Origin of the sequence: Neobacillus niacini (assembly GCF_048572935.1) — a bacterium.
Classification (GTDB): domain Bacteria; phylum Bacillota; class Bacilli; order Bacillales; family Cytobacillaceae; genus Neobacillus; species Neobacillus niacini.
This window is the reverse complement of record NZ_CP183883.1, coordinates 4364460-4377958: the sequence shown is the minus strand read 5'-3', so window position 1 is coordinate 4377958 and position 13499 is coordinate 4364460. Positions and strand designations below refer to the sequence as shown.

Sequence of the window (13499 nt, the reverse complement as noted above, 5' to 3'; positions counted from 1 at the left end):
CGTGCTATTCCTTTAATTCTTGCAGTTTTTGAATGACGTTATCAATTCGTTTTCCAATTGAAAACATAACATCCTCTAAGCCTTTTTTCCACACTGGGGCTTGTTCCTGAATCTTTTCACCGAGCTTTTGGGCATTTTGATTTAATTCCTCTTTGATTTTTTCTGCCTGTTCTTTTATCTCTTCTCTTGTCTGTGTTTTACCAGCTAATTGGTCATTAATCGAAACGACATCAAAAGTCTCATTTTGTATATGAGGGATTGATGATTTCATGATTTCTTTAAAAATGGGGACAACATTACCAGAACCGCTGCTTGGGAGATAATGCTGTCGATCAGTTTGGTCATAGCCTATCCATATCGCTGCGACTAAGTTAGGTGTGTAACCGACCATCCATTGATCTTTCGTTCCGTTTATATCATTAAAGGGAAGTTGTGTTGAACCTGTTTTTCCCGCGATTTGAACATTAGGAATATGTGCGTTTTTCCCGGTACCCGATTCTACCACATTCAGAAGCATGGCTGTCATCTTATCAGCATTTCCCTTTGAAGTTACTTTAGTGGTTTCTGGTTCACGTTCCGCAATGATATTTCCGGTAGGGCCGACAATTTTTGTGATCAGATGGCTGTCTTGTCGCTTTCCGTCATTTGGGAATGCGGAGAATGCATTCGCTAATTGAAGTGGAGAGACTCCTTTGCTCATCCCACCTAGGGCGATTGCCAAGTGTTTATCTTCCTCTTCAACTGGTAATCCAAAGGTTTTGAGCTTGTCTAAGCCTTTCTTGAGACCAATCTCATTTAAGAGCCACACTGCTGGCACATTTAAGGAATCTTCCAAAGCCTTATACATCTGAACCTTACCCTGATATGTTTTTGAGAAATTTTCAGGGTTGTATTCTCCAAAAGAAGTAGGCTCATCAACGAGTTCTGAATCAAAAGTGTAGCCCTCCTCAAGGGCAGGTGTATAAACGGCAAGGGGTTTCATCGTTGAACCTGGCTGGGCCTTTAATTGGGTAGCACGGTTAAAGCCTCTAAACACATGTTCACCACGTCCTCCAACTAGAGCCAGTACACCTCCCGAAGCCGGGTCCATTAAGACAGATCCACTTTGAACAATACTATTACCAGACCCTCTTGGAAACAGGGATTTATTGTTGTTTACCTTTTCGAGTCCAGTTTGCAGGTTTTGGTCTAATTCTGTATAAATTCGGTAACCCCTCGTTAATATCTCTTCCTGTGTTAATCCATATTTAGAGATTGCTTCGTTTAGGACCGCATCCACATAATAAGGATATTTACGCTCGACAAAACTACCGGATCCACTTTTAATTTCAATTTTTTCTTTCTTTGCCGATGTGTATTGTTCCTTCGTAATCATCCCAAGTTCATTCATCTTGCTAAGAACGACATTTCTTCGTTTCATTGCCGCGTCATAATTTTTTGTTGGGTCAAGGTAACTCGGTGATTGCAATAACCCAGCGAGCAGTGCTGCCTCGCTAATGGTAACATTCGTAATCTCTTTATTAAAATATCTTTTTGACGCATTACTGATTCCCCATGCACCACTGCCAAAATATACTTGATTTAAGTACATTTGTAGGATTTCATCTTTTTTATAGACCTTCTCGATCTTCACTGCTAAAAATAACTCTTCTGCTTTCCGTTTATAGGTTTGTTCAGGAGAAAGTAAGGCGTTTTTCGCTAATTGCTGTGTTAAAGTACTGCCGCCGCCCGTAATATCTCCCGCAAATAAATTGTTGAAAAAAGCCCTCGTAATGCCTTTAATATCAAATCCATTATGTTCATAAAAGCGTTCATCTTCAATGGCGACCACTGCACCAGGAACATATTTCGGGAGCTCTTCAATCGTAATCCCCCCAGTCCGATTGGTCGCAACATTTGTCGCAACACTGCTATTGCGGTCATAAATGACAGTCGGTTGGCTTAGACCTTCCTTTAATGACTGTACATTCGCTCTAGTTGCAAGCCAGCCGAAATAAACAATGGTTACAAGAACGACGATTAATATGATTAATAATAAAAACTGTGTAATGTGCTTCTTTTTCCAGAAACGAACAGTCATTTCCCAATAGGGGCGTAGTTTTTCCATTTTGTCTCCTTACTTTCAAAGGGATTTTTGCTTTATTCATTATAATTTTTTTAGCAAAAAAACTCCAATCATAGCCTTTTATAATGAATACACAAAAATTTCGTAAACCTGTAGGGGTTTGATAATAACTCATCGTCTATTAAGGTGAAGTAGGGACACAGGAGGATATTATGATTACGATTAACCATTTAAGTCATGAATTTGTGGTTGGTAAAAAAGGAAAGCAAACCTTTATACCTATTCTTAAGGATATTTCTTTTGAGGTTGAAAAAGGGGAGATTGTCACGATTGTAGGCCGTAGTGGCTCGGGTAAATCCACTTTATTAAATCTGGTAAGTGGTTTTATTCGTCCGAAAGAGGGCGAAATTTGGATTAATGGCGAGAAGGTTTCGCAAATGAATGAATCAAAATTTGCAGATTTTAGAATTAAAAACCTTGGTTTTATTTTTCAAAGCTTTCAGTTGATTCCTAGTATGACAGCCTTTCAAAATGTGGAACTACCATTAATTTTAAAAGGAATCAGCGAAGCAGCAAGGAAAAAACAGACAGAGGAAATGCTTGCAAAGGTTGGCTTACTAGATTACCAGGATCATTATCCCGGAGAATTATCAGGGGGACAACAGCAAAGAGTTAGTATTGCCCGTGCTTTAATCGTGAATCCACCTATCATTCTAGCGGATGAACCAACTGGAAGTCTTGACAGTGAAACGGAAGAAGATTTATTGAAGTTTATCAAGGAGTTAAACACCGATTTGGGTATAACCTTCTTAATCATTACACATGACGAAAAGGTTGCTGCGATTGGTCACCGAACGATTGAATTAAAAGACGGACGAATAAAAGAGGGGGTGCTAGTATGAAGCTAAAAGATCAATTCCGTTTCGTCCGCCAAAATATGAAGAAAAACAGAACAAGAGTTTATATGACGATCCTAGCCACAGCAATGGGCTGCGCCTTCTTAATTGTCCTTGCTTCTGTTGGCTTCGGATTACAAAAATCAGTGGTTAAGGAAATAACAGAACGACGAATCATGACTCAAATAGACGTCTATGGTCAGGAAACAAGTGAGAATGGAGGGTATCGTCAGTTAGATGGTAAGGACGTTCAAATATTTGAAGAGATGTCTGATGTAAAAGCGGTAACAAGAAGAATAATGCTTCAGCAGGAAGCAAAGTATTCCATTGGAGATTATCAGCAGAGTGCGCAAACAGTGGTAGCGAACTTTCCATCTGAAATTAGTGCTGGTTTTGAATTGTCAGAGGGCAGCCTTGCTAAGGATAAGACTGAAGTAGTAGTCGGTTATAATTTTCCGCTTAACTTAGCTGTTCAAGGTGAACAAACAGAAGAAATGTTTGATGACAAAGGTCAATTAAAAGAAGAGTTTCGTTATAACGGGAAGCTTATTGGAGAAACCATCCATTTAACTGTTAGGAAGTTAGAAGAAGGTAAGCAAATAGAAAAAGTATTTGAAGTAAAAGTTGCAGGGATTTCTAAAAAACCAACGAAGGAATGGGCAGAAGACAGAAGTGTCTATATTTCGGAGGAACTATTAAAGGATATCGAAGAGTTTACCGGAACACCAAAAGGAATTGTATTGGATTCAGCTGAACAGGTAAAGCCAGCAGATTTAGAAGCTTCAAAAAATACCTTTGATGATGTAAAGATATATGCGGAAAACATGGAAGCAGTTCAAGGCATTGTGGATAGCCTTAAGGAAAAAGACTATGCCACCTATTCCGTAGTAAATGAATTAAAGGAAGTTAATTTGATGTTCGCAATTGCCAAGGCAGGACTCATCTTCATTGGGACCATAGCGATTCTAATTGCCTCCATTGGTATTTATAATACGATGACGATGGCGGTAACAGAACGTGCACCCGATATCGGAATTATGAAAGCGATTGGGGCAAATCCTCGTATCATTAAGAAAATCTTTTTGTTAGAGAGCAGTTATATTGGTTTGATTGGTGCGTTGATTGGGACAATTGTTTCTTACGGGATTAGTTATGCTGTCAATATTGTCATACCTTTAATTATTAAGCAGGCTTTTGGGGAAGAAACACCTCCTGAACTCATCTTTAGTGATATTCCATTAAGTCTGCCAATTATCTGTATTGTCATCTGTTATGGAGTCACGATACTTTCAGGTCTTCGTCCTGCACAAAGGGCAACAAGGGTAGATGTACTGAGAGCCATGAGAAGAGAGGTTTAATTGTTGAATCTGTGATATTTGCGGACAACCATTTTCAGTCCAAGCATATGTTAGTAGAAAGGACATCTCTAACATAGAAAGGGGATAGGGGAATGATCAACTGGAAGGTCCGCTTTAAGAATAGAAGCTGGGTTATGGCTTTTGTTGCGCAGTTAATGATTGTGGCACAAATGCTTTTAGGAGGATTGAATGCATTAGGTATTACTGACTTTCAACTGTCAGATGCGATTCAGCAATCCATTTTAACATTTATTAATGCTGTGTTTATTTTATTATCATTGATGGGCATCGTACAGGATCCAACCACTAAAGGTATGAGTGACAGTGAACGTGCAAAAACATATAAAGAACCTAATTAATAATATAGCTCGAAGAAACGCTTGGAAGCCTGGCATTAAGGCAAGTTCGAGCGTTTTTTTGTGTTAGACTTGGCTGTTGATTTGCGCTCCATGCGCGAGCGGTTCGCGGGCTCGCCCGTGAGCCTCCTCGGTCGTTCCGACCTGCGGGGTCTCACTCAGCTCGATCATCCCGCAGGAGTCGAGCGCCTTCCGCTCCAATCAACAGGTTCTAAAATCATTAGTCTTCATTAGCCCAGCCTATATTTATGTTGAAATTTGTAATTATAAGGTGATTGAAATTTCTGAATTGTCGAAGATGTAGGAGGTATAATGAGGATGAGAACAAAGTACAGCTAAGTATAAGTATAACGTGAGAAAGGGGATTCTTAAAATGTGGTACTGGATTGGGATGGCTGCAGGAATATATATACTTTTCATTATTCTCGAGGAGTCTGTTTATTACCTTTGGAATCGTTATGTGTATGGACCAAAAGAGAGAAAAGCAAGACGTTGGAAAAGAATCTTATTAGAAATAGCCTTTATCATTCGATTACGCTTAATAGAAATTCGACGTAAACATACAAATAAAGTTAATGCTGGTAAACAATCTGCATAAAAAAAGTTCCTTTACAAACCTGTAAAGGAACTTTTTTTATACGGTTGCTTTTGAGTGACGGATATCAGCTGAAGAACTTTGTTCCACTGGCAGGGTAATGTTAACGGTGGTTCCGATACCCTTTTCGCTATCAAAATTAATAGACCCTTGGTGGGATTGAACAATTTTATAGCTGACAGTTAATCCTAAGCCTGTCCCTTTTTCTTTTGATGAATAAAAAGGTTCACCAATCTTTTGTAGAAGTTCCTTTGAAATACCGCAGCCTTGATCTTTTACTGTAATGGCTACTTGGTGTTCTTCATTTAGACCAAGATAAATCGATATTTTACTATCACTTTTCGAAGCTTCAATAGAATTTTTTATTAAATTAATAAATAACTGTTTCAACTGATTTGGCTCACATTCAATAATGATATCCTCTTTTGGAAAATGCGATTCAATCTGAACATTATAAAGGGTAGCTTCGACGGCTAATAAGGAAATGACATCCTTTAATATTTTTTGGATCGATATTTCTGTATATTTTAAATGCTGTGGTTTCGCTAAAAGTAAGAGCTCACCTACGATATGATTAATTCGATTTAATTCATCTAGCATGATTTGATAATAATCCTGATGTTTATCATCTTCCATTTGAAGTAATTGCACAAAGCCTTTTAAAGAGGTAAGGGGATTCCGAATTTCATGAGCAACACTAGCTGATAATTCGCCGACTACAGATAATTTTTCTGTTCTGTTTAAACGTTCCTCTGTTTGCCTTAGTGTCGTAATATCACGACCAATGATAACTAAACCTTCTCTGCTCCCATCATCATGAAATAATGGAACTTTAATCGTATCAAATATTTTAGAAGTTCCATTAGGCAGTGGAACGACCTCTTCACAACGTGTAACGGTACCATTTTCCCATGTTTCTTCATCAGATACTTCACAGTATTTTAGCGCACCTGAATAGAACTCGGTGTATTCTGCTAATTCAGAGTCTTTTTTTCCTAAGTAATCAACATTCTCAAGCTGAAATAATTGCAGTCCAAAGTCATTGGCTTGAATCCAGCGTCCTTCACCATCTTTAAAGTTTACAAAATCTACCATTGAATTGATAAGAGTGGATAAACGCCGTTCTTGTTCTTTCGTGGTATCCAGTTCTTCTTTTTTTAGAATGAAAAAATAAAAAATTCCACCTGTCACAAGAATATAGAAAATTTCCTTCCCCCGTTCAAAGTAATTAACAAGGGCCAAAGGGATATAATGTGTCAGGATATAATTACTTGCGTAAAGCCAAATTAAGCTAGTAATTAAGTAAAGAATGACTAATTTCGTTTTCTTCATTTAATACTCCTATCCTCTCGTGGAAGGAAAGTTCCCTACGATATTTCAAAAAAAATTAGTTGCATAATCTATACTACTAAAAAATCGGGTAATTTGGAATATCTGAAACCTGGAAATCTACATACTAACAATAAAAAGGTTACAAATTGGTAACAACCTTGTTGAAAAGTGGTTACCGATGTGTAACCCTTTTTTTGGCAGAAAAATGTATGATTTACAGGTAGATTAGAGGCGGTGACATGTTTGTGGAAACCATATTTAATGACTTATATAAAAAATATCATAGTGATTTATTTAATTTTCTTTATTATATGGTCCAGAGTCGTGAGCAGGCGGAAGACCTTGTGCAAGAAGTATATATACGTGTTTTAAAATCGTACCAGCATTTCAAGGGAGAGAGCAGTGAGAAAACATGGCTGATTGCCATTGCTCGTAATGTAGCGATTGATTTTTTTCGGAAACAAAAAGGTTTGAACCAGCGAATGATCAAAAAAGTTGAAATCTTTGACCTACAGGTAAAAGATGAATCACCATTACCAGAGGAAATAATTTTCCAATCGGAAGAGACGAAGCTAATGTACCGCTGCTTAGAAAAATGTACGGTCGATCAAAGAAGTGTGATTATTCTTCGCTATATTCAAGAGCTCTCGATTCTAGAGACTGCTCAGGTGTTAGGCTGGAAGGAAAGTAAGGTGAAAACTACACAGCACCGTGCGATAAAACAATTAAAAACGTTTATGAACAAAACGCTGCGAAAGGAAATGGCTGGTTAACATCATAATCTCAATCTATTACAATATCCTCAGAAAACACTTTTCTAAGTTTTAACGGAGATGTAAAATAATAGAAGATTGTATATTCGTAAATTGTGAGGAAAATAGGATGTTTGAGGCTAGGATTTTAGTGGTAGAGGATGAAATACCTATTCGGAAGTTAATTGTATTTAATTTGCAAAGGTCAAACTTTGAAGTATTAGAAGCGGGGGACGGGAAAGAAGCAATTCAGCTTGTTCATGACCAGTCCCCTGCTTTAGTATTGTTAGATTTAATGCTTCCTGATATGGATGGGTTTGAAATTTGTACAAAGCTTAGAGAAACTCATCCGGAATTACCGATTGTCATTGTATCAGCACGGGGGCAGGATATGGAAAAAATTATGGGATTAGAGTTAGGTGCGGATGATTATATTGTGAAACCGTTTAATCCATTAGAATTAGTAGCAAGAATTCGATCTGTCTTACGAAGAACGAACCTAGCTGCACCCAAATCCCCAGTAAACGAAATCAGGACAGGACCATTTGTATTGGAACTGAAAACACAGCGATTTTATAAATCGGGAAAGCTTGTTAAATTAACAGCAAGAGAATATCAGTTAGTAAAGTTATTCTTTGCTCGGTTTAATGAACCAATTACAAGAGATGAACTATTAGATGAAATCTGGGGAGTCAACTATTTTGGCGACCCGAAAACGGTAGACGTCCATATTAGAAGATTAAGGGAGAAGATAGAAGACGATCCCTCTCAGCCTATTCATCTTAAAACCATCTGGGGTTTTGGCTATTGTTTCCATGAGAGTGAGAAACAGGAATGAAAAAAGGGATTAAAAGAAGAGTAGTGTGGAGTTATTTGCTGTTAATCATCTTTAGCGTGGCTTTATTTGAAACCATGTTACTATTAGCGCTGAGACTCTATTATGTAGATGGTATGAAGCAGGCCTTACGCGATCAGGGAACGATGTTCTCTTCTTTCTATGAACAGGAAATCATAGACTATCGTTTAAAACCTGATGCAGTAAATCTATTAAATCAATACAATTTTCTCGTTAATGCACAGGTGCAATTAATTGATGAAAATGGGCATATATTAGCAGATACACATCAAAGTACAGACCAAAATATAAGCAAATATGATGATGTCAGATTAGCTTTAATGGGAACAACAGGATATTTAGATACGGTAGTAGAGGGTGAACGGGTATTAATTGTAACACAGCCCCTAAAACGCGGGAGTACCGTAATAGGAGCCATACGCTTTACGACTTCGTTAGAGAAGGTTAACGAGATCCATTTTCAAAATACACTTTTACTCCTATCCTTTGGTGGAATTGTTATTTTAGCTGCTGCTATAATGAGTCTCTTTTTAGCGAATACCATCACAAAGCCAGTAAGTGCGATTACAATAGCAGCGGAGCAGATGGCCTCTGGCAAGCTCTCGACCCGCATTCCAAAGGAAAAAGACGATGAAATTGGTAAGTTAGCGGATACGTTAAACTATATGGCCAAGAAAATTGAAAAAAATGAACAATTGAAGAATGAGTTTATTGCTTCCGTGTCACATGAACTCAGGACACCGTTAACTTCTATAAAAGGGTGGGCGGTGACCTTACATTCTATGTCTGAGGATGTTTTTTTTCAGGATGGATTAGAAATTATTTCCAACGAAAGTGATCGCTTAAACGGCTTGTTAAATGAATTATTGGATTTTTCAAGCTTATCATCTGGAAGACTTCCATTGGTCTTTCAAGAGGTCTATCTGCCCGTTTTAATTAAGCAAGTTGTCCAGCAATTGGAGCCCAGAGGAGCTAGGCAAAATCTGAAGATTATGGTGGAAATTGACGAGTCGGTAAAGGAGATTTCTGCAGACTATAATCGTTTAAAACAGGTCCTGATAAACCTACTAGATAACTCGTTGAAGTTTACACCGAGCGGCGGATTAATTACGGTCCAATTGGTAAGGGATAAGAAAGAAGCAGTAATCACGATTAACGACACCGGCATTGGAATTCCAGATGCAGAGCTTAAGTTTGTAAAAGACAAATTTTTCAAAGGTAAGTCACAAGCAGCCGGAAGCGGATTAGGACTAGCTATTGTTGAGGAGATTATCCTAGCACATCATGGTCTTTTTTCCCTAGCGAGTAAGGTGGGCAGCGGAACAACTGCGGAAATACGACTTCCCTTATGATAGATATTATGATGGCGACTGATGGTATGAAAGGCAAGAGGCAAAAAGCCGCTGTGATGGTTGTTTTTATAATGGTTTTGCTCAACGGCTGCAATTTATTTCCTGCTCCAGAAAGTTTAATTCAGGCTCCTAAACAAGCAAAGGCAGTGAATCAAGGACAAGACTTAGTTTCAATCGCTCAAAGAAATTTACCTAAGGGTTCAAAACTTACAGTCCCCGACGGACCAGTTGGAATGGAACCAGTTGTTAGTGTTGATCTTGATGGTGATGGAAGAGACGAGGCACTCGTTTTTTATCAATCCACGAGTCATGATAGTCAAGTGGGAGCGTTTGTTTTGAAGAAAAATTCAAAGAGCTGGGAAAAAATATTTATTACGAAAGGTTCTGGCAATAAGATTCATTGGGCCAATGCTGCAGATGTGATGGGGGATAAGAAAAAGGAATTGCTTCTGGGGTGGCAGTCAGAAGGATCGGCAGAAAGTCTTCTTGAAATTTTTCATTGGAAGAAGGATAAACTGACAAAACTCAAAGAATTAACGTATAACGAAATGGAAGCCGTTCGATTTGAAGACGAGGAAAAAACGAGGCTGGCCGTTTGGAAGCGTGATATGGCAGATGCCTATAAGATTGATTTATTAACATGGAAAGGTGACTCTGTTATATCTGATAGAGAGTACTATCCATCCTATTTTCAAGGAGTGATTACTTATTATCAGCGAAGAATAGCTGAGGTACCGGACGCTGCTTACTATTGGTATTATTTAGCAGATGCCCATTTGAAAGCGAATCTTCCCGAACAGGCTATTCACGCTATTGATAAGGGGATGAGTTTAAATTCCGTCGTCCCAACAAAAGGTTATTTTCAAACTTTAAGAATGCAAGCAGAAAAAATGGTGCCAAAAGTAAATTTTATCACTAGTAACCCTCCTAAATATATCAGTAAATATAGCAGCTTAGAAGATGAGTTGATTATTCAAAAGGTGAGGGAAGCGGCAAGTCAATACTGGTATGTCATGAGTGGGGGAGAATATCCCGAGGGTAAAATAGAAACGGTAATGGTTAATGATCAGGAGTATCGATATCTAGGTAAAGATTTGGATACACGCGCAAAATTGGTGAAGTATTTATCCAGTTCTTTTACAACTAGTGCAATAGATTCATTTCAGAAAAAGAAAACAATCTTTGAGTTTTTTGGTAAGCTGATTCAACTCAACGCAGATGGAGGATCACTTCTAAATTATCACCAAGCACAAGTTGTCCAAAAGAAGGATAAAGGAAATGAAATGGAAGTTGACATGAAAGTTCCAGTTGGTGAAACGAATTCCTATGAATTTGTTCATGTAAGCTTTCAAAAGACAGAAAATGGATGGAGAATTTTCTCAGAACCGGGAACATTCTAACGAAAGCAGCAAGATAAGAATATGAACTTGCTGCTTTTTAGTGGTTTGTATAACTGTGGGCTGTGTTAAAGAAAATTATATCTTGCACCCTGTTGATTGGAACGGAAGGCACGAAGACTCCTCGAAAATGCTATCGCATTTTCTTCGTGCGTGGGCGAATTCGAGGAAGAAATTCAATGTCCTGCGGGAGTACGGGGCACAGGAGACCCCACAGGCGCTCAGCGCCGAGGAGGCTCCCCGGCACGCCCTAAGGTGCGCGAAGTGCCTCGTGACAGGTAAAGACCGCCTGTCACTGCGATGATTATTCAAAGTAGCTTTCCTTAATGGAGTGGAAATCAACAGTTCTATGTAACACAGCCAATCTAAAAAGTATCATATATTTGAATAAAAAAACTTGTTTTATCTGAAAGTTCAGAATAAAATTAAATAGACATACCAACCGGTAGGTATGTATCCGGTTTTGCCAGCATAATGATATAAAGCGGCTATTATACTAAATTCTAAAAAATGAATGGAGTGAAAGGTATGCATTTACGTCTGACAGATGAGCAAAAAATGGTTCAAAAAACAATTAGAAGATTCGTAGAAAAAGAGTTAATCCCCTTAGAAAATGAAGTGTTAAGAAATGAAAGAGAAGGAAAGCCAAGCCTTCCTGCAGGAGCATTAAAAGAACTCCAGTTAAAAGCAAAAGAAGCTGGCTTTTGGGGAATAAATACGCCAGAAGAATATGGCGGCGCTGACCTTGGCCAAATGATGATGGCGATCGTCCTGATGGAGGTTTCAAAGACGTTTGTACCTTTCAGTTTTGGCGGATCAGCAGACAATATCCTTTATTACGGTAACGAAGAACAAAAGAAGAAATATCTAATCCCTACGATTAATGGCGAGAAAAAATCATGCTTTGCGATGACAGAGCCAGGTGCAGGGTCGGATACTAGAAATATTAAAATGACTGCTGTTAAGGATGGAAATGACTGGGTGTTGAATGGGGAAAAAACATTTATAACAGGTGGAAATGAAGCAGATTTCGTCATGGCGATAGCGATTACTGATAAAGACCTGCACCAATCAACACAGGGTCGTGAAGGCGTTACATGCTTTATTGTTGACCGGGATATGGGCTGGAAATCTGAGTATATACATACGATGGGAGAATGGGGACCAGCCGGCCTTGTATTTGAGAATGTTCGAGTTCCTGAAGAGAATATCCTTGGTGAATTACACAAAGGTTACAATCTAGGATTGGAATGGATAGGATTTGCTAGGTGGGTAGTCGGTGCCAGAGCCGTAGGTGCAGCAGAGAGATTATTGCAGATGGCCATTGATTATTCAAAGGAACGGATTACCTTTGGAAAACCTATTGCAGAAAGACAAGCCATTCAGTGGCAAATTGCTGACTCTGCAGTTGAAATTGAAGCAGCTAAATGGCTGGTATTAAACGCTGCTTTCACTCTTGATCACGGAGAAGATAATCGCCATCTAGCTTCAATGGCAAAGCTATATGGTTCGAATATGGGGAATAAGGTTGTCGACCGTGTCCTGCAAATTCACGGCGGGATGGGCTATACGAGAGAATTACCAATTGAGCGCTGGTACCGTGAAGCAAGACTTTGGAGAATTTATGACGGTACCGATGAAATTCAACGAATGATTATTGCAAGAAATTTAATTAAAGGACATGTTAAAGTTGGTCAATACGTATAAATAAATGAAAGCGTTATCTAACTGCTAGTTTAATAGATTAAGTTTGGAGGAAAAGAAATGTCAGGAAGATTTACTGGAAGAGTGGCGTTTGTAACAGGCGGAAGTCGTGGGATTGGAAAAGGAATTGTTCAACATTTTGCGGAAGAAGGCGCAAAAGTAGCCTTCATTGACTTAAATGAAGAAGCTCTAGCAGCAACAACAAATGAACTAAGGGAACAAGGCTATGATGTTTTTTCAAAGGTTGCAAATGTAGTAGATGTACAGCAAGTTGAGGGGGCTGTCAAGGAGGCATACGAGGAATTTGGTTCGATTGATATTCTCGTTAATAATGCAGGAGTAATTCGTGATAACTTATTATTTAAAATGACAGATTCAGACTGGCAGATTGTCATGGATGTTCACTTAAAAGGATCGTTTAACGCTGCACGTGCTGCGCAAAAATATATGGTTGAAAACAAATACGGCCGAATTATTAACATATCCTCGACCTCAGCTCTTGGTAATCGCGGTCAAGCAAATTATGCTGCTGCAAAAGCAGGATTACAGGGCTTCACAAAGACACTAGCGATTGAGCTGGGGAGATATGGAATAACGGCTAACTCTGTTGCACCTGGGTTTATTGAGACGGAAATGACAAAGGAAACTGCTGATAGGATTGGTGTTCCATTTGAGCAATTAATCCAGCACAGTGTAGCCAGCATTCCTGTTGGAAGAAGTGGGAAGCCTGCGGATATTGCCAATGCTGTGGCATTCTTTGCCGATGAAAAATCTTCTTTTGTAAATGGTCAGGTTATTTATGTAGCAGGCGGACCCAAAAATTAAATGATAAAAGC

Annotated in this window: 12 protein-coding genes; 10 read left to right on the top strand and 2 right to left on the bottom strand. The window is 38.7% G+C overall.

Annotation, left to right across the window (positions count from 1 at the left end; genetic code table 11):
* Positions 1-4 precede the first annotated feature (4 nt).
* Positions 5-2107, bottom strand: a complete 2103-nt coding sequence (locus ACN6MT_RS21645) for a PBP1A family penicillin-binding protein (RefSeq protein WP_419887995.1) — start codon at positions 2105-2107, stop codon at positions 5-7.
* A 170-nt stretch (positions 2108-2277) separates the two neighbouring features.
* Here ACN6MT_RS21645 and ACN6MT_RS21640 point away from each other — a divergent pair, with 170 nt between their 5' ends.
* From ACN6MT_RS21640 to ACN6MT_RS21625, 4 genes are all read left to right on the top strand, one after another.
* The gene (locus tag ACN6MT_RS21640; protein WP_419887994.1) at positions 2278-2967 is read left to right on the top strand and encodes an ABC transporter ATP-binding protein; all 690 of its coding nucleotides are present in this window, start codon (positions 2278-2280) and stop codon (positions 2965-2967) included.
* On the top strand, positions 2964-4319 hold the full coding sequence (locus ACN6MT_RS21635; protein WP_419887993.1) for an ABC transporter permease: 1356 nt from the start codon (positions 2964-2966) through the stop codon (positions 4317-4319). The genes ACN6MT_RS21640 and ACN6MT_RS21635 overlap by 4 nt, the downstream gene beginning before the upstream one ends.
* 92 nt (positions 4320-4411) lie before the next feature.
* Positions 4412-4678, top strand: coding sequence for a phage holin (locus ACN6MT_RS21630; protein ID WP_063252297.1), 267 nt, complete (start codon positions 4412-4414; stop codon positions 4676-4678).
* Between the two features lie 370 nt (positions 4679-5048).
* Positions 5049-5273, top strand: coding sequence for a hypothetical protein (locus tag ACN6MT_RS21625; protein ID WP_419887992.1), 225 nt, complete (start codon positions 5049-5051; stop codon positions 5271-5273).
* A gap of 36 nt (positions 5274-5309) precedes the next feature.
* On the opposite strand, the gene ACN6MT_RS21620 is transcribed toward ACN6MT_RS21625, so the two are convergent.
* Positions 5310-6602 carry an ATP-binding protein gene (locus tag ACN6MT_RS21620; RefSeq protein WP_419887991.1) on the bottom strand — a complete coding sequence of 431 codons (1293 nt, stop codon included), beginning with the start codon at positions 6600-6602 and terminating at the stop codon, positions 5310-5312.
* 245 nt (positions 6603-6847) lie between these two features.
* On the opposite strand from ACN6MT_RS21620, the gene sigX reads away from it, so the two are divergent.
* From sigX to fabG, 6 genes are all read left to right on the top strand, one after another.
* The gene (gene sigX, locus ACN6MT_RS21615; RefSeq protein WP_419887990.1) at positions 6848-7375 is read left to right on the top strand and encodes an RNA polymerase sigma factor SigX; all 528 of its coding nucleotides are present in this window, start codon (positions 6848-6850) and stop codon (positions 7373-7375) included.
* A 109-nt stretch (positions 7376-7484) separates the two neighbouring features.
* Positions 7485-8192 (top strand): response regulator transcription factor, encoded by a 708-nt coding sequence (locus ACN6MT_RS21610; RefSeq protein WP_419887989.1) that lies wholly within the window; start codon positions 7485-7487, stop codon positions 8190-8192.
* Positions 8189-9562, top strand: coding sequence for an ATP-binding protein (locus tag ACN6MT_RS21605; RefSeq protein ID WP_419887988.1), 1374 nt, complete (start codon positions 8189-8191; stop codon positions 9560-9562). Before ACN6MT_RS21610 ends, ACN6MT_RS21605 begins: the two co-directional genes overlap by 4 nt.
* An 8-nt stretch (positions 9563-9570) precedes the next feature.
* A complete protein-coding gene (locus ACN6MT_RS21600) occupies positions 9571-10962 on the top strand; it encodes a DL-endopeptidase inhibitor IseA family protein (RefSeq protein WP_419887987.1) in 1392 nt (463 codons plus the stop codon).
* Between the two features lie 525 nt (positions 10963-11487).
* The gene (locus ACN6MT_RS21595) at positions 11488-12666 is read left to right on the top strand and encodes an acyl-CoA dehydrogenase family protein (protein ID WP_419887986.1); all 1179 of its coding nucleotides are present in this window, start codon (positions 11488-11490) and stop codon (positions 12664-12666) included.
* A 57-nt stretch (positions 12667-12723) separates the two neighbouring features.
* Complete coding sequence (fabG, locus tag ACN6MT_RS21590; RefSeq protein WP_419887985.1) at positions 12724-13488, top strand: 3-oxoacyl-ACP reductase FabG; 765 nt, start codon at positions 12724-12726, stop codon at positions 13486-13488.
* The last annotated feature ends 11 nt before the right edge of the window (positions 13489-13499 follow it).